The sequence below is a fragment of the Nocardioides sp. NBC_00850 genome, assembly GCF_045207335.1.
Classification (GTDB): Bacteria; Actinomycetota; Actinomycetes; order Propionibacteriales; family Nocardioidaceae; genus Nocardioides.
The window spans coordinates 5303112-5323603 of sequence record NZ_CP108845.1; the positions used below are offsets into that span (position 1 = coordinate 5303112).

Below are 20492 nucleotides of genomic sequence, written 5' to 3' on the forward strand. Positions count from 1 at the left end.
CCGCGCTACCTGACGTTCACCTCGGATCTCTAGGTTCGTGCCATGTCCCAGGGATTCCGCGAATACATCGACAACCTGATCACCGAAGGTCACACGATCGGCGAGGATCACGACGACGACCCCGTACTCCTGGACCCGGCCGGCAAGGCCGTCGACACCTGGCGCGAGAACTATCCCTACACCGAGCGGATCGCCCGCGAGGTCTACGACGAGCAGAAGTACCTTCTCCAGGTCGAGCTGCTGAAGTTCCAGCGCTGGAACGACCGCGTCGGCGGCAAGCACGTACTGATCTTCGAAGGCCGGGACGCGGCCGGCAAGGGCGGCACGATCAAGCGGTTCATGGAGCACCTCAACCCTCGCTACGCCCGCACGGTCGCGCTGTCCAAGCCGTCTGACCGCGAGTCGCAGCAGTGGTTCTTCCAGCGGTACGTCCAGCACCTGCCCACCGCCGGCGAGATGGTCCTCTTCGACCGCTCCTGGTACAACCGCGCCGGCGTCGAGCGGGTCATGGGCTTCGCCTCCGACGACCAGTACGAGCAGTTCATGCACCAGGTGCCGCTCTTCGAGCAGATGCTCGTCGACTCCGGCATCACGCTCACGAAGTTCTGGTTCTCGGTGGGGCGCTCGGAGCAGCGGACCCGCTTCATCATCCGCCAGATCGACCCGGTACGGCAGTGGAAGCTCTCCCCGATCGACGTGCAGTCGCTGGACAAGTGGGACTCCTACACAGCCGCCAAGGAGGAGATGTTCCGCCGCACCGACACCGACTGGGCGCCCTGGACCACGATCCGCTCCAACGACAAGAAGCGTGCCCGGCTGAACGCGATGCGCTACTTCCTCGCCCACCACGACTACGACGAGAAGGACCCCGAAGTCGTCGGCACCCCCGACCCCCTCATCGTCCAGCGAGGCATCGACGCCGTCGGCGACTGACCGATCAGCCCGGCCACGGGATGCGCCGCAAGTGCGCCTCGATGCCGTCCTCGAGCGAGCCCGCGTCGTTCTTCGCCAACGGATGAACCGACTCGTACGCCGCGACGAACTCCCCGCGCACATCCGCCGGTGTCGGGCGCCAGTGGTGGTAGCGCGTGCCGAGCAGGACGGCGGCCTGAGCGAGGTCGTCCACCCGGCGGCGGTACGTGGTCTCCTCCAGGTCCAGGACCGCCGCGATCTTGCCTCCTGACCAGATGATGTTGGCCGACCTGAAGTCGTTGCCGACCAACTGGGCGCCCGGAGCCGGCGGCTCGTCGGTGGGGATCAGCTCCGGGTAGCCAGCCATCGCAGCATGCATCCTCGCGAGCATCTCGCCCGCAGCCCTCACCTGGTCGGGATCGGTGATGTCCAACAGCTCGCCATCGACCACCCGCTGAAGCCCGAGCGAAAACCCATCGACCTCCACCTGGACCCTGCCGTCCCGAGCCGCCTGCGGCATCGACGCAGGTATCCCACGCTCCCCCAGCCACACCGTGAGTCGTGCGATTGCCGCCAAGCGCGCAAACAACCGTGGCCGCATCGACCACTTGGCGATCATCCGACAGCCGTCGACGGTGATCCACGCCAGGCAGTTGGCGTCGCTGATCACCAGCCGCTCGCACGCGGCCACCTTCAGCCCCCAGTGCTCGGCCAGTACCCCGGTCAACCACTCGGTCGCCTCGGTCGCGGAGGCGAAGCCGAACCGCTCGATGAGCGCAGCGCCTGGATCGGCCGACTCCCAGAGCATGCTGATCTTCGTCAGTTCTTCGGCTTCGGTCATGGGTCGCAGTCAAGCAGGTGGGGTGTGGCCGTTGTTGGGTGTTGCGTGGTGCTCGATCTGGAATGCTGATGGCCGCCGACCCTTTCGGGAAGGGTGTTCTCAACGGGTCCCGGAGTAAAGGACGGCCTTCGGCCGCCGGCTTCGCCGGTCGCCTTCGGCGATCCTTGACACCGGGACCCGCCGAGAATTTTGGCTGGCTATCGGGTCGGCGGCGGGGTTTGGCGCGGATTCCATTGGTTGCGTACGGGCTTGGGATCTCTGGGCGGTGACTCCTGACAGTGGAGGGCTCCCTCGTGCTTTTACAAGACGATGACGCTTTGTGAACGCTTCACAAGCAGGGGCAGGGGCGGGCGACGACCTACGCGTGCGGACGGTGCTGCCTCAACTATCTGCTGACGACGCCGGGCTCGGACGGGCAGACGGGGCGGACGGACAGCCAGGGTCACCAACTAGCGACGAGTAGGCCGAGTACTGGCAGCACCGCGGATGCAGCGGGCCAGATCGGCCTGGCCTACCGAAGAAACCACAGACCTCGCGCCCACCCGCCAGCAGTGGCACGACGGGCGCCAAAGACAACGACCAGCGAGCGTCGCATGGTCGGCTCGGATGAATATGGGCACGGCAACGGGGCCGGCTCCGGATCAACCGGTTCAGGTACGCCGGGTGAACCGGATCCGCCCACTTGGGAGTCGCTCATACCCGTAGTTCGGATCGTGGATCCGGCGATGGTCGCTCGCACACAGCAAGACCATGTTCGCCAGATTCGTGAGGCCGCCTTCGGACCAGGGTTTCAAGTGGTGAGCCTCGGTCCAGGCTGCTGGTGCGTCGCAGTCCTCGGCTTGGCAACACTTATCCCGTAACCGGAGCGCTCGGTGTTGGACCGGATACGCCAACCGGGCAGTACGACCGAAGTCGAGGATCTCAGAGTCAGTGCCCAACACCACCGGAACAAGATCCGCGTTGCAGGCCATCCTGCGGGCTTCGGCGGCGGTGATCTGCTCTCCGTCGAACCCCAACGCCGCGGTGCCGAGGTCCTTGCGGAGGTCCTCCACGCTCATCGTGATGAACACCGTGGTGCCGTGGCCACCGTGGCGGGGCAACTGGTCCACGTCGTAGGTCTCGACCACCCGACCAAACGCCTGACCCAGCAGCCGGTCATAGGGCGCCTTGCGGCCCTTGTCCTCGGCCGACTGCTTCCTCGGCTGGGCCAGGGAGTCCAGCAGGGTGCGGAGCCGCATCCCGACAGCGCGGGAGACGCGAGCGTGGATGTCGACAGTGCCATCGCCGTTGTCGCGAGACTGGAAGAAGGTACGCCGCTGCGCGTGCTCCTCCTCCCGCTGCAGAGCCTTGGCCTCAGCCTGCTCGAACCGCTCCGGGTCGATCTCCGCGAGGATCCGTCGTCCGACGACCTTCAGCTCGTTTGCCGTGAGGCTGGTCGCGTAGTCGACCAGGAGCTTCTCAGCGAGACTCAGGTCCTCGCCGCTGGCGGTGGGGTCGGCTTCGATCTGGTCGAGGGCCTGGGTGATTACCCGCGCCTTGTCCTGGGACACGACGCCTTCGGCCAGCCCAGCGGCGACGAGGTCGTACTTCGCGACACCGGTTGCGAGCTTGATCTGGGATCGGGCAACTGCCTTGTCGACGAGGAGGTCGGTCCGCATCCACCCGGAGGCGTCCTTCGCGCCGGTCTCCTCGGCGATGTCGCCGGCCGTCGCGAGCACCCGCAGCTTCAACGCGGCCTGTTGGGCCTGGAGCTTCTCCAACCGTTCCAGCAGGTCCTTCTTCTGGCCGGTGCGCCAGTAGGCGGGATCGGTGGCCAGGAGTTCTTGGAGGGCGGTCTCGATGGCCTTCAAGGCAGCGTCGATCAGGTCGCCGGGGTTGGTGCCCCACGGGTTGATCGAGCGGCCGAGACTCATCGCCATCCTCCCCTTCAAAGAGGTGTTGTGATGGGTCTGATTGTACGCCTCCGGTCCTTCGTTGGCCATCTATTTTCCCAGGTCAAACCCAAGTTTCGCGGTGAGCGAACGACCTAGCATCTGTGGATGGTAAGTGGCCCGAAGGGCCACCCTTCCGCCCCAGAAACCTCACCTGTCCCAAGCAAGAATCCGCTGCGCCACACCCGGGCCGCCGCCCCGATAGCCAGCCAAATCTTTTCTCGATCTGGTCCGGAGTCCAGGACCGCGAAGCGGCCGGCGAAGCCGGCGCCCGAAGGGCGTCCTTGACGCCGGACCAGATCGAGAAGACCCTCCAAAACGGGTCGGCGGCCAGACCAACCAAGAAGCACCGCACCCGACGAACCAGAACCACCCACGTACAACCCAAAAGGCCTCTGACCAACCCCGAATCCGGCTACCGTCCAAGAACATGAAACCCCTCGGCGACGTCCCCTGGCCCCCAGACCCGATCGTCACCGAGCGCCTGATCCTCCGACAGACCAAGCCCGAGGACAGACAAGCGCTCGCCGAGCTCCTCTCGAACGAGACCGTGCAGGCGTACCTCGGCGGCCCGCAGCACACCCGAGAAGAGCTGGAACAGCTGATCCCCGAGGATCCGAACACCAGGCCCGGAATCTTCGCCGTCGAGCACGGGGGCGAGTTCATCGGAAGGATCACGATCCAGCGCCGCGATCGGGCGTGGGCGCACCACGTACGCGAGGAGGGCGACGAGGTCGAGCTCGGCTACGAGTTTCTTCCGACATCGTGGGGCGCGGGCATCGCGACCGAAGCGACCAGAACCGAAGCGACCAGAGCGGCCCTCGGCTGGATCGAGAAGACGCTCCCGGGCGAGCCGATCGTCCTCACCACCCAGGTGGCCAACGAGCGCTCCCTGCGCCTGGCCCGCAGGCTCGGGTTCGTCGAGGTGGAACGGTTCGAGGCCTACGGCGCGGAGCAATGGTTCGGTCACCATCGCGGCGATTAGTCGTGCTTGACCGGAACCGGTCTCCGCAGTGAGGACGTGTCGACCGCGGTGGGAACCATCACCTATCACGCCGACCGACGGGAGGCACCATGCGCTATCCATGCCGCGACGTTCTCGGCGCTGGCTTTGAGCGGCCCTGGCAGTGCCAGGCTCGGCCCAGCTCGCAACCGCCGTTGTGCGGCCATCATCCTCCTCGCCAGGGGGCCGAGTTGAGCCAGATACTCTGCTTCGAACGCCTCGGTGACATGCAGGATCACGACCTTCGTACTGGCCATCTCGAACACGGACGCGTGCCGGATCGCTGACCACGGCACCAACTCCGGCCAGCGGATCAGACTGCCATGGAGCCTTCCAATCACCAGATGTATGCCCGTCGCATCGACAACGATCGCAATCGTCCGCAGGAGCTGCACGACGAACAACGGAATGCCGATGACTCCGAAGAACGCAACGCTCATCCACCCCGCCAGCTGTTCGTCAAGTGCGGTCGCGTTCAGTGCTATCAAGAGGCCAACGACGGTGAATCCGATCGCCCCGAGCAAGTGCAGCCATGTTTGGCGCCTGCCTACCTTGAGTTCGACCCGCCCGTTTCTGGCGAGCTCCTGCTCCCACTCCTGCCAGGCAGGGGAACCCGATTCACGCATCCGGACAAACTAGCGGAGCGGCCGAGCGGTCACTCCTCGGGAGTACCGAGGTAGGCGACCAGCGCCAGGTGGTCGGAGCCCGGGACCTCGACCGTCTCCGTCGCCAGCGCGACCAGGTCATCCCCGATCAGGACGTGGTCGATCGCGGTCGACGGCGGAAGAGGTACGCCGGCGAGCCCCTCGGTCGGCCAGGTGGGCTGCCATCCGGCGTTGCTGGCCCGGGCCGCGTCCTGCAGGTCTGCGTCGTCGAGCAGCCGCCGGACCGTGTGGTGGTCGAGCGAGGCGTTCAGGTCGCCCAGGACGAGGTCGGGCTTCTCCGCGGCCGCTTCCTCGATCATCAACTCCTGCTCGGCCGGCCAGGATGCGAGCGTGGGCGGCGCCGGATGCGCGACGACGACCCGCCGCTCCCCCACGTCGGCGACCCACGACCCCATCGCCGTCTCGATCCGGCGCGACTTGGTGATCGGCTGGTCGGCGAAGATCATCGTGCCCGCGGTGCCGGGGGCGGCCTCGCCGATCCGGTAGGGCAGCTGGTCGCGCAGCGTCCTCGACAGCTTCGCGAACGCCTCCGGGGTGATCTCCTGGATGGCGAGCACGTTGACCTTGTGCGCGCGCACCGTCTCGACCACGACGTCGGTGTCGCCCTTGCCCTCGAGAAGGTTGGTGGTCATCACGGTCAGCGGCTCACCGGCACTGGTCGCGCGGGACCCCGCATAGAGCGGCGCCTGCCAGGCCAGGTGCACCGCCAACAACAGCGCGACGACCCCGGCGACGACCGCGAGCCGGATCCGCCCGGGGCCGGTGGCCAGCCAGACCAGCACCAGGACCGCGACCAGACACAGGGCGTACATCCCGACGCCGAAGGGCGCGAACGCGGCCAGGCGCACCGCACGCAGGTCCGTGCTCGCCAGCGCCCGGGAGAACGTGATCGCCAGCGCAGGCAGGCCACAGAGGACCAGCACTCCCCACGCCAGCGCCAGCGGCACCCACCGGGCTCGACTCATAGGACGACCAGGTCGTCGCGGTGGATGACCTCCCGAGCGTACGCAGCGCCCAGATTGGCCTCGAGATAGCCGGAGGAACGCCCGGCCAGCCGCGGGATCTCGTCGGCGTCGTAGTTCACCAGGCCGCGCGCGACGGCCACGCCCGACGGGTCGACGACGTCGACCGGGTCACCGGCATGGAACGCCCCGGAAGAGCCGGTGACCCCCGCGGCGAGCAACGAGGCACCGCGGCGACTGATCGCGGCGACCGCGCCGGCGTCGACAGTGATCGAGCCGACCGGCTCGGTGGCGTGCTGAAGCCACAGCAGCCGCGCCGGGCGCCGCTTGCCGACGGCATGGAACAGGGTGCCGACCGCCTCGCCCGCGAGCGCGGCCTCTGCCTGAGCGGCCGAGGTCAGCACGACCGGGACACCGTCGTCGACGGCGATCCGGGCGGCCTCCAGCTTGGTCACCATGCCCCCGGTGCCGACGCCGGCGGCACCGGCCTTGCCGACAGTCACGCCGTCGAGGTCGGCCAGCGAGGCGACCTCGTCGATCCGCTGCGAGCCAGGCTGGGACGGCGGCGCGTCGTAGAGCGCGTCGACGTCGCTGAGCAGCACTAGCAGGTCGGCCTTGACCAGGTGGGCCACCAGCGCCGCCAGCCGGTCGTTGTCGCCGAACCGGATCTCGGAGGTGGCCACGGTGTCGTTCTCGTTGACGATCGGGAGCACACCCAGGTCGAGCAGCTTCGACAGTGTCGCGTCGGCATTGCGATAGTGGGCCCGCCGGTTCAGGTCATCGACCGTGAGCAGCACCTGACCTGCAATGATGCCGTGCCGGGCGAGCTCGTCGGTGTAGCGGTGAACGAGCAGCCCCTGCCCCACGCTCGCCGCCGCCTGCTGCTTGGCCAGCGCCCGCGGACGCTTGGCGAGCCCCAACGGCGCCAGCCCCGCCGCGATCGCCCCGGAGGAGACCAGGACGACCTCCTGTCCGGCGGCCCGCGTCTTGGCGAGTACGTCCACGAGCCCGCTGAGACGGGCCGGGTCGATGCCGCCGGCCGCGGTCGTCAGTGACGAGGAACCGACCTTGACGACGATCCGCCGCGCGCCGGTGACCTGGACACGACTCACTCGGCCTCCTTGGCCTCGGGATCGTCCTCGGCCCAGTCGCTGTCCGGATCGTCCTCCCCGCCGATCTCGTACGCCACCGGGCCGGCCCCGTCACGCAGCCGCCGGGCGACGTCGGCCCGGGCTTCGTACTCTTCCTTGGTCTCCATCCCGGCGTCGATCTCGCGCCGCCTGGAAGCAGCGGGCCGCTCCTCGTAGAAGCGCTGGTCCTCACCGCGGCGGCCGAGCATCTCGGCACCGGTGTCGATCGAGGGACGGAAGTCGAAGACGACCGAGTTCGCCGGGTCGCCGATGATGACGGTGTCGCCCTCCTCGGCCCCGAGCTCGACCAGGCGCTTCTCGACGCCGAGCCGGTTGAGGCGGTCGGCGAGATAGCCCACGGCCTCCTCGTTCTCGAAGTCGGTCTGCCGCACCCAGCGCTCGGGCTGCGGGCCGCGTACGAGGAATTCGCCGTTCTTCGACACCTTGACCGTGAACCCGTTCTTGCCCTCCACGCCCTCGGGGCGCAGCACGATCCGGGTCGGCGGCGCCACCGGGACGTCCTTGCGGGAGTCAGCGACGATCTCAGCCATCGCGTAGATCAGCTGCTGGGTGCCCTCGCCGGAGGCGGCGGAGATCTCGAAGACCTTCATCCCGCGCTTCTCGAACTCGCCGATGGTCATCTCGGCGATCTCGCGGCCGTCGGGGACGTCGACCTTGTTCAACGCGACCAGCCGGGGCCGGTCCTCGAGGCCGCCGTGGCGGGAGAGCTCGTTCTCGATGACGTCGAGGTCGTCGATCGGGTTGCGGCCCGGCTCGATGCTCGCGGTGTCGATGACGTGGACGAGCGCGGCACAGCGCTCGATGTGGCGCAGGAACTCGTGACCGAGGCCGCGACCGTCGGCGGCACCCTCGATCAGGCCAGGTACGTCGGCGACGGTGAAGGTGATCTCGCCGCCCTTCACGACACCGAGGTTGGGCACCAGGGTCGTGAACGGGTAGTCGGCGATCTTCGGCCTGGCGCGCGAGATGGCCGCGATCAGGGACGACTTGCCGGCGCTCGGGAACCCGACCAGGCCGATGTCGGCGACGACCTTGAGCTCCAGCCCGATCTCTCGCGCCTCGCCCGGCTCGCCGAGGAGCGCGAAGCCGGGAGCCTTGCGCTTGGAGGAGGCCAGTGCCGCGTTGCCGAGCCCGCCACGGCCGCCCTCTGCGATGACCAGCTCGGAGCCGGGGCCGACCAGGTCGGCCAGGACGTTGCCGTTCATGTCGGTCACCACGGTGCCGTCGGGGACCGGAAGCACCATGTCCTCGCCGTGGGCGCCGTTCTTGTGGTCGCCGGCGCCCTGGCCGCCGTTGGGGGCCTTGCGCTTGGGACTGTGGTGGTAGTCGATCAGGGTGGTCACGTCGGGGTCGACGCGGAGGATGATCGACCCGCCCGGGCCGCCGTTGCCGCCGTCGGGACCGCCGAGCGGCTTGAACTTCTCGCGGTGAACCGACGCCACCCCGTGCCCGCCGCGACCGGCCTCGACGTGGAGGGTGACGCGGTCGACGAAGGTGGGTACAGCCATGGCTCCAGCCTACCGATGGCACGCCCCACACCTGTTATCCGCGCGACGCGTCGCGGCCTCGGGTGCAGACTGTGCGCATGCGTGTGGGAACTGTGATGTGGCCGATCGAGGACTGGCCGGCGATGGGCGAGCGTTGGGTGCAGGCCGAGCAGCTCGGGTTCGAGACGGCGTGGGTCTATGACCACTTGGCGTGGCGCGGGCACAGCCCGTGGGAGGAGGCGTTCACGTCGATGGCGGCCGCAGCCGCGCTGACCTCCACGATCCGGCTGGGCACGCTGGTGACCACCCCGAACTTCCGTACGCCGATCCCGACCGCCGCGGCGATCCGCAGCCTCGACCGGATCTCCGGAGGGCGCGTGACGATCGGCATCGGCGCGGGCGGCGACGACCACACCTCCGACGGGGACGTGCTCGGGCGGCAGTTCACGCCTCGCGAGCGCGCCGACCGGTTCGCGGAGTGGACCCGCACCGTCGACCAGCTGCTGCGCGACTCGCCGGTGACGATCGACGGCGAGCACTGGCAGACCCACGAGGTCTCCGTCTCCCCCGGTCAGGTGCAGCAGCCCCGCACCCCGCTCTGGCTGGCCGGAAACGGCCCACGCGGGATACGGCTCGCAGCCGAGGTCGGCGACGGGTGGATCGCCAATCCGCAGAGCGACGACCCGAAGGCGTACGTCGCCCAGCGGCTCGAGATGCTCCGTACGGCCTGTGAGAAGGCCGGCCGGGACTACGACGCGATGCCGAAGCTCTTCATGTCCGGCTTCACCGACGAGCCGTGGACCGAGTCGGCCGACTCGTTCGAGGACCTCGTCGGCTCCTACGCCCAGATCGGGATCACCGACATCGCGATCCACTGGCCGCGTGCCGGGACCCGCTGGGAGGTCTCCTGGGACACCTTCGAGGCGATCGCGGCTCGCGCGGCGTACGTCTGATCCTTCGTCAAGGTATGCAGGTCAAGGCGCACATCCCCAGCGGAGCTCCGCAAGGGATGTGCGCCCTCGTCTGCATCCCTTGACGACGGAACACCCAAAACGCCGAAGGGCCCTCGCCGTGATGGAGAGGGCCCTTCGAAAATCCTGGCTCAGGCGTCAGCCGGAACGATGTTGATCACGCGGCGGCCGCGGCGCTTGCCGAACTCGACCGCGCCCGGCTGCAGGGCGAACAGGGTGTCGTCGCCGCCACGGCCGACGTTGGTGCCGGGGTGGAAGTGGGTGCCACGCTGGCGGACGATGATCTCGCCGGCGCTGACAACCTGGCCGCCGAAGCGCTTCACGCCGAGGCGCTGGGCGTTGGAGTCGCGACCGTTCTTGGTGCTTGCCGCACCCTTCTTGTGTGCCATCTTCTCAGTCCTTTAAGTGTCTCTAGAACGCCGGAATCAGGCGTTGATCGCGGTGACCTTGACCTGGGTGTACTTCTGACGGTGACCCTGGCGCTTCTTGTAGCCGGTCTTGTTCTTGTACTTCTGGATGATGATCTTCGGGCCCTTGGAGGCACCGACGATCTCAGCAGCAACCGAAGCCTTGTCGAGGCCGGTCGAGGTCACGTTCTCGCCGTCGACCAGGAGGACCACGGGCAGCGAGACGGCCGAGCCGTTCTCACCGTCGAGGCGGTCGATCTCGATGACGTCGCCGACAACGACCTTCTGCTGCTTGCTGCCAGCCTTCACGATCGCGTACACCGCGGTCTCCTTCATTGCTCCGAACTCAAAGTCTTGTGTCGACCCGCGGCAAGGCAGACCGGACCCCGAAGCGATAGGTGCCAGCAGATGCCTGCAGGAACGGCGCACTGCGCACGCCGAGATTCAATCTTACGTACGCGGCGAGGTAGCCGCAAAACGCCGCGGCACCGTCTACCCGACAGTGTCGCGATGGGTGCCTGCGACATGGTGCCCCAGAGGGCCCCGATCGCACCAACCGGGCGCCCGGTTCGGCCCCAACCACTACGAACCGGGCACGATTCCGGGCATGATGGCGCCCATGACGTCGACCGAACCGTCGCTCGCGAACCAGGCCCGGCAGGAGGAGATCCTGGCGCGCGCACGCACGACCGGCCGGGTGTCGGTGACCGATCTCGCGCCCGATCTCGGGGTGAGCGTCGAGACGATCCGGCGCGACCTCAAGGTGCTGGCCGACCGCGGCGTCGTGGAGCGGGTCTACGGTGGCGCGGTCGCCCTGGAGAGCGGCAGCTTCGAGACCTCCCTCGAGTTCCGCGCGGGCCGCGACGTCGACGAGAAGCACCGGATCGCCCGGGCCGCCCTCCAGCACCGGCACGGCGCGGAGACGATCTACATCGACGAGGGCACGATGCCGCAGTTCCTCGCCGAGGAGCTCATCGGCCAGGGGCCCGCGACGATCATCACCCCCTCGCTCCCGGTGGCCACCCGTCTCTCCGCGGACCCGGACCTCACCGTGATCATCCTGGGCGGGCGGGTCCGCACCATCACCCGGGGCGTCGTGGACCAGTGGGCGACCCGGATGCTCGCCGACCTGGTGATCGACCTGGCCTACATCGGCGCCAACGGGATCTCCCGCGAACAGGGTCTGACCACCCAGGACCCCTCCGTGGCCGCGGTCAAGCGCACCGCCATCGAACGATCGAGGCGGCGGATCTTCTTCGGCGCCCACACCAAGTTCGGAGCCTCCAGCCTGTGCCGTTTCGCCGGCGTACGCGACTTCGAGCTGCTCATCACCGGCACCGAGCTGTCGGCCTCCGAGGCCCGCCGGTTCTCGGCACTCGGACCCCGGGTCGTACGCGCCTGAGAACGGGCAGCAACCGGTCGCTTCGGGCGCAGCGACCGGGCTAGGGGGTCCGGCCAGAATTACGCCATCGTGGTCCGTGACGACAGTCACACTGCGAGGAGGCAGATCGATGCGGGTACGGAGACGGACCTCCGCAGCGCTGACAGCGCTCTCATTGACCACCGTCTTGTTGACGGCATGCGGGACCGGCGGACTGGGCGCCGGCGGGACGAGCGCGGGTGAGCACAGCATCACGGTGCTGATGGTCAACAACCCCCAGATGCTCGAGCTCCAGGAGCTCACCGCGGAGCACTTCACCGAGGAGACCGGGATCGAGGTGAACTTCGTGGTCAAGGTCGAGCAGGACATGCGCGACACCGCGAGCACCGAGTTCGCCAACCAGTCCGGGATCTATGACGTGGCGACGCTGTCCAACTTCGAGATCCCCTACTACGCCGAGGCCGGCTGGATCTCGGACATGGAGAGCATCGCGAACGACCCGGAGTTCGACCAGGACGACATCCTGCCGCCGATGACCGAGGCGCTCTCGGCCAACGGCAAGGTCTACGGCCAGCCCTTCTACGGCGAGTCCTCGTTCCTGATGTACCGCAAGGACCTGTTCCAGAAGCACGGCATCGAGATGCCGGTCAACCCGACCTGGGAGCAGGTCGCAGGCTTCGCCGCCCAGATCAACGAGGCCGAGGCCGACATGCGCGGCATCTGCCTCCGTGGCCTGGCCGGCTGGGGCGACAACCTCGCCTCGATCACGACGGTGGTCAACACCATGGGCGGCACCTGGTTCGACGAGGACTGGAACGCCCAGGTCAACAAGGGCGGCTTCAAGAAGGCGGCCAACTTCTACGTCGACCTGGTCCGCGAGCACGGCGAGGCCGGCGCCGCGACCTTCAGCTTCCCGCAGTGCCTCAACGCCATGCAGCAGGGCAAGGTCGCGATGTGGTACGACGCCACCTCCGGTGCCGGGTCGCTGGAGGCCGAGGACTCGCCGGTCAAGGGCAAGGTCGGCTACGTCGCCGCCCCGCACGACCAGACCGAGAACGCCGGCTGGCTCTACACCTGGGCCTGGGCGATCCAGAAGGCGTCACGGCACCAGGAGGACGCCAAGAAGTTCGTCGCCTGGGCCTCCAGCAAGGAGTACGAGCAGCTGGTGATGGCCGACACCGAGAACGACACCGGCGGGCCGACCAACGTTCCCGCGGGCAAGAGGGCGTCGACCTATGCGGACCCCGAGTACCTCGAGGTGGCCGGTTCCTTCGCGACCCCGACCATGAACGCGATCAAGAACGCCCAGGCCGACAACCCCGGCGTCCAGAAGCGGCCCTACAACGGCATCCAGTTCGTCGGAGTTCCGAGCTTCACCGACTTCGGCACCGAGTGCGCCAAACAGCTCAGCAGCGCCATCTCGGGCTCGAAGACCACCGACGCGGCACTCGACCGCTGTCAGTCGCTCGCCCAGGCGTACGGCGACGTCCAGAAGGAGAAGCAGTGATGGCCACTGTGACCGCACCACTCCGCGAAACGACCGAGCCGACGGCCACGCGGCCGCCCGCGGCGTACCGGAAATGGGGCCGGGAGTCGTGGAAGCTGCGCGCGCCGCTGCTGCCCGCGCTGATCTTCCTGATCGTGGTGACGCAGCTGCCGTTCGTGGCGACGCTGGTGATGTCGTTCATGAACTGGAGCGCTCAGCCCGACGCGCCGGAGCGCAGCTTCGCCGGCTTCGACAACTTCAAGACCGTGTTCACGACGCCGGCCTACCGTACGGCCGTCCTGAACACGATCGAGATGACCGTGGTCGTCGTCGGGGTCAGCGCCGTGCTCGCCCTCGGGATCGCGCTGCTGCTCAACCACGCCTTCATCGGCCGCGGTCTGGTCCGCACTATGATGATCGCGCCGTTCCTGATCGTGCCGATCGCGGCCGCGGTCTTCTGGGGCAACGGCATCCTGATGACCGGGTTCGGCCTGGTCGACGGTGTGCTCGGTCAGCTCGGGGTGCCCGGCGCCCAGGACATCGCCTTCCTCACCGACCATCCCAAGCTCGCCATCGAGATCGAGCTGATCTGGCAGTGGACACCGTTCATGATGCTGATCCTGCTCGCCGGCCTGCAGTCGCAGGATCCGGAGGTCCTGGAGGCGGCGAGCATCGACGGCTGCAACGGATGGCAGACGTTCGTGTACATGACGCTCCCCCACGTACGCCGCTACCTCGAGCTCTCGATCGTGCTCGGCACGATCTTCATCGTCCAGAACTTCGACTCGGTCCTGGGTATGACCGGTGGGCTGAACTCCACCAACATCCCCTACGCCGTCTACGAGACGTTCTACTCGGCCAAGGACTACGGGGTCGCCTCCGCACTGGGCGTCGTCGTGGTCATCGGCTCACTGATCATCGCGACCTTCGCGCTGCGCGTCGTGTCGTCCCTGCTGACCGACGAGGAGGCAAGCCGATGAACACATGGAACCGGCAACGGGTGGCGAAGATCGTCATCCCGATCGCAGCGTGGCTGGTCGGCATCATCTTCGTGATCCCGATCCTCTACATGGTCCTGACCTCGCTGCACGCACCGCAGGACGCTCAGACGTACCCGCCCAGCTGGGGTGCCCCGCTGACGCTGGACAACTACACCGGCCTGTTCACCTCCGCGAACCCGATCACCCCGGCGCTGATCAACTCGGTGATCACCAGCGTGATCTCGACCCTGCTCGTGCTCGCCCTCGCCATCCCCGCCGCGTACGCCCTGGCGATCAGGCCGGTGAGGAAGTGGTCGGACGTGATGTTCTTCTTCCTCTCGACCAAGATGCTGCCGATGGTCGCGGGCATCCTGCCGCTCTACCTGTTCACGACGAAGGTCATCAACATGCCCGACAACGTGATCGTCCTGATCCTGATCTACACCGCGATGAACCTGCCGATCGCGGTCTGGATGATGCGCTCGTTCCTGGTCGAGGTGCCGCCCGCGATCATCGAGGCGGCCTCGATCGACGGCGCCAGCACGTTCCGCATCCTGACCCGCATCGTGGCCCCGATCGCCATGCCCGGCGTCGCGGCCACCTCGCTGATCTGCTTCATCTTCGCCTGGAACGAGCAGCTCTACGCCAAGGTGCTCACCAGCGTCGCCGCGCAGACCGGACCGGTCTACGTGAACACCCTGATCCAGACCGAGCACGCCTACCTCGCCGAGCTGGCCGCCGGGGCGACGCTGATCTCGCTGCCCGTGCTCATCGCCGGGTTCGCCGCTCAGGACAAGCTGGTGCAGGGACTCTCCCTCGGGGCGGTCAAGTGACTCATCTGCGACTCACGACAGCGCGGCTCGGCGAGCTCTCCGCGGCCGTCGCCGTCCCTGCCTACGACCGCTCCGCCGTCACCCCCGGGATCGTGCATCTCGGGGTCGGTGGCTTCCACCGCGCCCACCAGGCGCGCTACGTCGACGACCTGCTCGCCTCGGGCGTCCGCGACTGGGGCATCGTCGGGGTGGGGCTGATGCCCCAGGACGTACGCATGCGGGATGCTCTCGCCGCGCAGGACCATCTCTACACGCTCGTCGAGCGGGCGCCGGACGGGGGCGTGCGGGGGCGGGTGATCGGCTCGATCATCGACTACCTCTTCGCCCCCGACTCCCCCGCGGATGTGCTGGCGCTGCTCACCGACCCGCGGATCCGGATCGTGTCGCTGACCATCACCGAGGGCGGCTATCACGTCAACCAGGCGACGGGTGGCTTCGACGCATCCGACCCGGCCATCCAGGCGGACCTGCGGCCGGGTGCGGTGCCGACCACGGCATTCGGGTATGTCGTGGAGGCGCTGGCTCGCCGTCGGGCCGCCGGGGTGGCCCCGTTCACGGTCATGTCGTGCGACAACATCGCCGGCAACGGGGAGGTCGCGCGGGCGATGCTGTCGGCGTTCGCGTCGTTGCGCGACCCGGCGCTGGGTGACTGGATCGGGTCCGAGGTGGCCTTCCCGAGCTCGATGGTGGACCGGATCACTCCGGCCACCACCTATGCCGACGTCGAGGAGGTCGGCTGGCGGTTCGGGATCGGAGACGCCTGGCCGGTGGTCAGCGAGCCGTTCTCCCAGTGGGTGCTCGAGGACCGCTTCCCCCAGGGACGGCCGCCGTTCGAGCAGGCCGGGGTCGAGATGGTGCCCGATGTCGAGCCGTACGAGCTGATGAAGCTGCGGCTCCTCAACGCCAGCCATCAGGCGCTGTGCTACCTCGGCTACCTGTCCGGCTACCGCTACGCCCACGAGGTCTGCACGGACCCGCTGTTCGTCGACTTCCTGCTCGGCTACATGTCGCAGGAGGGCACCCCGACGCTGCCGCAGGTGCCCGGGGTGGACCTGCCGGGCTACCAGCAGGAGCTGATCTCCCGCTTCGCCAACCCCTACATCCGCGACACCCTGGCACGGCTGTGCGCGGAGAGCTCCGACCGGATCCCCAAGTGGCTCGTACCCGTCATCTCGGCCCAGCTCGCCTCGGGAGGATCCGTCCGCCGATCGGCGCTCGTCGTCGCCTCCTGGGCCCGCTACGCCGAAGGCGTCGACGAGCAGGGCGCGCCGATCGACATCGTCGACCGGCGCCGGGCCGACGTGACGGCCCGCGCGATCGCACAGCGCGAGGACCCCCTCGCCTTCCTCCGCGACCCCGACCTCTTCGGCGACCTCGTCGACTCCCCTGAGTTCACCGAGCCGTACGCCGAGGCGCTGGCGTCGTTGCACGCCGTCGGGTCGCGCAAGACCCTCGAGGTCTGGGAGACCTGACGGAACAGCACGACGCCCCGGTGACCACGAGGGGGTCACCGGGGCGTCGCGGTTGGTCAGCTGTCCTGGGACGGCGTGGTGTCGCGGCTGGCACCACCGCGGGTGCGGGTCACGACCTTGGGTGCCGGGGTCGAGGCGGTGCCGTTGCTGACGACCGGCGCCTCGGACTTGGTCGCGGTCATCACCGCGCCCTCGCCGGTGCTCACGACCTCGCGGCGGGCGCCGCGGCGCTGCCGGGTGACCACCTTGGGCTTGGAGTCGACCGGCTCGGCCGCAACCGGCTCAGCCACGATCGGCTCCGGCTTCGACTCCGGCTCGGTCGCCTCGGGCTCGACGGCCGGGGCCACGGGAGCGGGCTCCTTCTCGGCAACCGGCTCGGTCGCAACCGGCTCGGTCGCAACCGGCTCGGTCACAATCGGCTCGGACGGCGCCGGCTCCGGCTTCGATGCGGTCGAGCTGCCGACGACGGCGGCCAGGACCGGACGGCCGGTGGTGGCGGCACGACGGGTCCGCGTACGCGTGGTGACCTTCGGGGCCTCCGGCTCGGCCGGCGTCTTCGGCTCGGCCGGAGTCTCGGCGGCCGGGGTCTCGGCGGGCGTCTCGACCGGCTCGGTCACCGGGGTCGATGCCTTGGACCGGCGCGAGCGAGTGCGGGTCGTGACCTTGGGAGGCTCGACCGCCGCCGGCTCGGGCGCGGACTCGACGGCCGCGGCCTCGACGGGCTCGGCGACCGGGGACTCGGCGGGGGTCTCGACCGGCTCGGCCACCGGGGCCGACGCCTTGGACCGACGCGAGCGGGTGCGGGTCGTGACCTTGGGGGCCTCGGCGGGCTCGGCGGGGGTCTCGACGGGCTCGACGACCTGGGCAGCCGGCTCGTCGGTCTTCTCCACGCCTTCGCTCTGTCCGGCCATGGCAGCGAACTCGGCGGGCGTGGGCGTCTTGGCGGACTCCTCGACGGGCTCGGCGCGGTGCTCGGTGCCGATCTCGTCCTTGCCCTTGCCGCGACCACCCCGACCACCGCGACGGCGCGAACGCGGCTCGTCGGGGGCGACACCGGAGGACTTGCCGGCCTCGACCGGGTGCTCGTGGATCACGAGGCCACGGCCGCCACAGGCGTCGCAGTTCTCGGAGAAGGCCTCGAGCAGGCCGGTACCGATCCGCTTACGGGTCATCTGCACCAGGCCCAGCGAGGTGACCTCGGCGACCTGGTGACGGGTGCGGTCGCGGCCCAGGCACTCGACCAGGCGACGAAGCACCAGGTCACGGTTGGACTCGAGGACCATGTCGATGAAGTCGACGACGATGATGCCGCCGATGTCGCGCAGCCGGAGCTGGCGCACGATCTCCTCGGCCGCCTCGAGGTTGTTCTTGGTGACCGTCTCCTCCAGGTTGCCCCCGGAGCCGGTGAACTTGCCGGTGTTGACGTCGACGACGGTCATCGCCTCGGTACGGTCGATGATCAGCGAGCCACCCGACGGCAGCCAGACCTTGCGGTCCAGGCCCTTCGCGATCTGCTCGTCGATCCGGTACGCGGCGAAGGCGTCGGCCTCACCGTCGTACTTCTCCACCCGCTCCTCGAGGTCGGGGGCCACCGACTGGACGTAGTCCTTGACGGTCTCCCACGACGAGTCGCCGGAGATGACCAGCTTGGCGAAGTCCTCGGTGAACAGGTCGCGGACGACCTTGAGGGTCAGGTCGGGCTCGCCGTAGAGCAGCTGCGGGGCGTTGCCGTTGGCCTTCTTCTCGATGTCCTCCCAGCGCGCCTTGAGCCGCTCGACGTCACGCGTGAGCTCGTCCTCGGCAGCGCCCTCGGCAGCGGTGCGTACGATCACGCCGGCCGTGTCGGGGACGATCTCCTTCAGGAGGGTCTTGAGGCGGTTGCGCTCGGTGTCGGGCAGCTTGCGGGAGATGCCGGAGGTGGTGCCGTCGGGCACGTAGACCAGGAATCGGCCGGCCAGCGAGATCTGCGAGGTCAGGCGGGCGCCCTTGTGGCCGATCGGGTCCTTCGTCACCTGGACGAGCACCTTCTGGCCGGAGGTCAGCACCGACTCGATCTTGCGGGGCTGGCCCTCCTTCCAGCCGAGCGAGGCCCAGTTGACCTCACCGGCGTAGAGCACCGCGTTGCGGCCCTTGCCGATGTCGATGAACGCGGCCTCCATGCTCGGCAGCACGTTCTGGACACGGCCCAGGTAGACGTTGCCGATCAGGCTGGTCTGGCTCTCGCGGGCGACGTAGTGCTCCACGAGCACCTTGTCCTCGAGCACCGCGATCTGGGTGAGGTCCTCGAGCTCACGGATCACCATGACCCGGTCGACCGACTCGCGGCGGGCCAGGAACTCGGCCTCGCTCACGATCGGGGCGCGACGACGACCGGCCTCGCGGCCCTCGCGGCGGCGCTGCTTCTTGGCCTCCAGGCGGGTCGAGCCCGCCAACGCGGTGATCTGGTCATCGCCGGTGCGGCTCTGGCGGACCTTGGTGACGGTGTTCTCCGGGTCGTCCCCGGTGGCGGCGTCGCCCGAGGCCTCGCCGGCCCGGCGGCGGCGACGGCGACGGCGCGAGGAGGTGCTGCCCTCGCCCTGGTCGGCGTCGGCGTCCTTGCCGGCGTCGTCGTTCTCGGCCTCGGCGTCCTCGGACCTGTCCTCGGTGTCGGACGCGTCGGAGCCGTCGGCGTCGCCGTTGGCACCCTTGCGACGGCGGCGGCCACCACGGCGGCGACGACGACGGCCGTTGCCGCCGCCCTCACCGTCGTCGGCCGAGCTCTCGTCGGACTCGTTGCCGGTCTCAGACTCGGTCTCGGGCTCGGTGTCGGTGGCCTCGGGCTCCTCGTCGGCAGCCTTCTCCTCGACCGGGGCCGCGTTGCGCGAACTGCGCTTGCGGGTCCGGGTCGGGGCCTCCTCCTTCGCAGCCTCGGCGGCAGGCTCGACCGCGGGCACGGCTGCGGGCTCGGTGGCCTGCGGCTCGACCTCGGCGGGAGCTTCGACAGCGGCCTCGACCGGCTCCGCGACGGGCTTCGGCTCGGCCGTCTTGCGCGTACGCCGACGGGTGGTCGTCTTGGTCGGCGCCTGGAACAGCACCGCGGGGGCCGGCGGACCGGCCTGCTCGGCCTCGGTCTCCTCGAGAGTCTCGTCGGCGACCTCCTCGGCGGGGGTCTCGACGGGCTCGGCGACGGGCGCGGCGGCCTTCTTGGCGGCCGTCTTCTTCGCGGTGGTCCGCTTGGTGGCGGTCTTCTTCGCCGCCGTCTTCTTGGCCGGAGCCTCGACGGCCTCGGCGGGAGCCTCGGGGGTCTCGGAGGTCTCGCCCTCCGGTGCGGTGGTGGCCTCGGGGGTCTCGACCTCGGCCGGCACGGGGGCGGCAGCCTTCTTGGTCGTACGCTTCCGGGTCGTCTTCTTCGCCGCCGTCTTCTTGGCGGGGGCCTCGGCCGCCTCAGTGGTCTCAGCAGACTCGGCGGTCTCCTCGGCGGGGGCCTCGACAGCCTCCGCCGGGGCCGCGGCCGCGGCCTTCTTGGTGGTGCGCTTGCGCGTGGTCTTCTTCGCCGCGGTCTTCTTCGCGGGAGTGGTCTCGCCGGTCGCTTCCGCGTCGGTCGTGGGGGTGTCGGTCACCGGAGCCTGCGCTGTTTCAGCGTCGTTCTCGGTGTTCTCGACAGTGGTCTCGTCGGCCATGCCGTTCTCCTCATCCAGGACCTTCACAGGTGCCGGATAGTCAGGTGCCGGGAAACGGGCGCTGCGCAGTATCGAACTTTTTCCACGTAGCAGCCGCATCGCGGCGCAAAGCTTGTCAGGGCGGCGGCATCCTCCGCAGCGGTGCGTCACAGGCGGCGGTTCGTCACCTGCCGCGGTCGCTCGGCCGTCCGGGACCTTCCCGGGCGAGTCGCTCTCACTGACCTGCTAGGCCTGCGTCGCGGTCTGGTGACGACCTACCTCCTGCGTGCCGGAGTGCGGCCCCGGAGGACCCACGCCGGCGAGGCGTCGTCGGACTGTCCATTCCTCGGGGCGGGCCCGATTGTTTGAGCA

The 20492-nt window shown here is 68.8% G+C and carries 17 protein-coding genes; 8 read left to right on the forward strand and 9 right to left on the reverse strand.

Annotation, left to right across the window (positions count from 1 at the left end):
- The first annotated feature begins 42 nt into the window (after window positions 1–42).
- On the forward strand, window positions 43–933 hold the full coding sequence (gene ppk2 / locus OH802_RS25660; protein ID WP_160024629.1) for a polyphosphate kinase 2: 891 nt from the start codon (window positions 43–45) through the stop codon (window positions 931–933).
- A 4-nt stretch (window positions 934–937) separates the two neighbouring features.
- Here the strand turns inward: ppk2 and OH802_RS25665 are convergent, their stop codons facing one another.
- Together OH802_RS25665 and OH802_RS25670 are read right to left on the reverse strand one after the other, a co-directional pair.
- Window positions 938–1753, reverse strand: coding sequence for a phosphotransferase enzyme family protein (locus OH802_RS25665; RefSeq protein ID WP_406023232.1), 816 nt, complete (start codon window positions 1751–1753; stop codon window positions 938–940).
- 650 nt (window positions 1754–2403) lie between these two features.
- A complete protein-coding gene (locus OH802_RS25670; protein ID WP_406023233.1) occupies window positions 2404–3666 on the reverse strand; it encodes a DUF222 domain-containing protein in 1263 nt (420 codons plus the stop codon).
- Window positions 3667–4114: 448 nt separating this feature from the next.
- Between OH802_RS25670 and OH802_RS25675 the strand changes: the two genes are divergently transcribed.
- Window positions 4115–4669: a GNAT family N-acetyltransferase gene (locus OH802_RS25675; RefSeq protein ID WP_406023234.1), complete on the forward strand. Its 555-nt coding sequence runs from the start codon at window positions 4115–4117 to the stop codon at window positions 4667–4669.
- A gap of 65 nt (window positions 4670–4734) precedes the next feature.
- Here the strand turns inward: OH802_RS25675 and OH802_RS25680 are convergent, their stop codons facing one another.
- From OH802_RS25680 to obgE, 4 genes are read right to left on the reverse strand one after another with little or no spacing between them, the layout of a single operon-like run.
- Window positions 4735–5313 (reverse strand): STM3941 family protein, encoded by a 579-nt coding sequence (locus tag OH802_RS25680; RefSeq protein ID WP_406023235.1) that lies wholly within the window; start codon window positions 5311–5313, stop codon window positions 4735–4737.
- A 29-nt stretch (window positions 5314–5342) separates the two neighbouring features.
- Window positions 5343–6317 carry an endonuclease/exonuclease/phosphatase family protein gene (locus tag OH802_RS25685; protein ID WP_406023236.1) on the reverse strand — a complete coding sequence of 325 codons (975 nt, stop codon included), beginning with the start codon at window positions 6315–6317 and terminating at the stop codon, window positions 5343–5345.
- Window positions 6314–7426 (reverse strand): glutamate 5-kinase, encoded by a 1113-nt coding sequence (gene proB / locus OH802_RS25690; protein ID WP_406023237.1) that lies wholly within the window; start codon window positions 7424–7426, stop codon window positions 6314–6316. Before proB ends, OH802_RS25685 begins: the two co-directional genes overlap by 4 nt.
- Window positions 7423–8973, reverse strand: a complete 1551-nt coding sequence (gene obgE, locus OH802_RS25695; protein WP_406023238.1) for a GTPase ObgE — start codon at window positions 8971–8973, stop codon at window positions 7423–7425. The genes proB and obgE overlap by 4 nt, the downstream gene beginning before the upstream one ends.
- A 77-nt stretch (window positions 8974–9050) precedes the next feature.
- Between obgE and OH802_RS25700 the strand changes: the two genes are divergently transcribed.
- Complete coding sequence (locus OH802_RS25700; RefSeq protein WP_406023239.1) at window positions 9051–9905, forward strand: LLM class flavin-dependent oxidoreductase; 855 nt, start codon at window positions 9051–9053, stop codon at window positions 9903–9905.
- Window positions 9906–10054: 149 nt separating this feature from the next.
- Here the strand turns inward: OH802_RS25700 and rpmA are convergent, their stop codons facing one another.
- Window positions 10055–10312, reverse strand: a complete 258-nt coding sequence (gene rpmA, locus OH802_RS25705; protein WP_141803598.1) for a 50S ribosomal protein L27 — start codon at window positions 10310–10312, stop codon at window positions 10055–10057.
- Window positions 10313–10348: 36 nt separating this feature from the next.
- Window positions 10349–10651 carry a 50S ribosomal protein L21 gene (gene rplU, locus OH802_RS25710; protein WP_160024636.1) on the reverse strand — a complete coding sequence of 101 codons (303 nt, stop codon included), beginning with the start codon at window positions 10649–10651 and terminating at the stop codon, window positions 10349–10351.
- Window positions 10652–10949: 298 nt separating this feature from the next.
- On the opposite strand from rplU, the gene OH802_RS25715 reads away from it, so the two are divergent.
- From OH802_RS25715 to OH802_RS25735, 5 genes are all read left to right on the forward strand, one after another.
- Window positions 10950–11732, forward strand: a complete 783-nt coding sequence (locus OH802_RS25715; RefSeq protein ID WP_406023240.1) for a DeoR/GlpR family DNA-binding transcription regulator — start codon at window positions 10950–10952, stop codon at window positions 11730–11732.
- Between the two features lie 109 nt (window positions 11733–11841).
- Window positions 11842–13218: an ABC transporter substrate-binding protein gene (locus OH802_RS25720; protein WP_406023241.1), complete on the forward strand. Its 1377-nt coding sequence runs from the start codon at window positions 11842–11844 to the stop codon at window positions 13216–13218.
- On the forward strand, window positions 13218–14177 hold the full coding sequence (locus OH802_RS25725; RefSeq protein ID WP_406023242.1) for a carbohydrate ABC transporter permease: 960 nt from the start codon (window positions 13218–13220) through the stop codon (window positions 14175–14177). The genes OH802_RS25720 and OH802_RS25725 overlap by 1 nt, the downstream gene beginning before the upstream one ends.
- The gene (locus tag OH802_RS25730) at window positions 14174–15010 is read left to right on the forward strand and encodes a carbohydrate ABC transporter permease (RefSeq protein ID WP_355020621.1); all 837 of its coding nucleotides are present in this window, start codon (window positions 14174–14176) and stop codon (window positions 15008–15010) included. The genes OH802_RS25725 and OH802_RS25730 overlap by 4 nt, the downstream gene beginning before the upstream one ends.
- Window positions 15007–16482, forward strand: a complete 1476-nt coding sequence (locus OH802_RS25735) for a mannitol dehydrogenase family protein (protein ID WP_406023243.1) — start codon at window positions 15007–15009, stop codon at window positions 16480–16482. Before OH802_RS25730 ends, OH802_RS25735 begins: the two co-directional genes overlap by 4 nt.
- A gap of 56 nt (window positions 16483–16538) precedes the next feature.
- On the opposite strand, the gene OH802_RS25740 is transcribed toward OH802_RS25735, so the two are convergent.
- On the reverse strand, window positions 16539–20141 hold the full coding sequence (locus OH802_RS25740) for an Rne/Rng family ribonuclease (RefSeq protein WP_406023244.1): 3603 nt from the start codon (window positions 20139–20141) through the stop codon (window positions 16539–16541).
- Window positions 20142–20492: the final 351 nt, after the last annotated feature.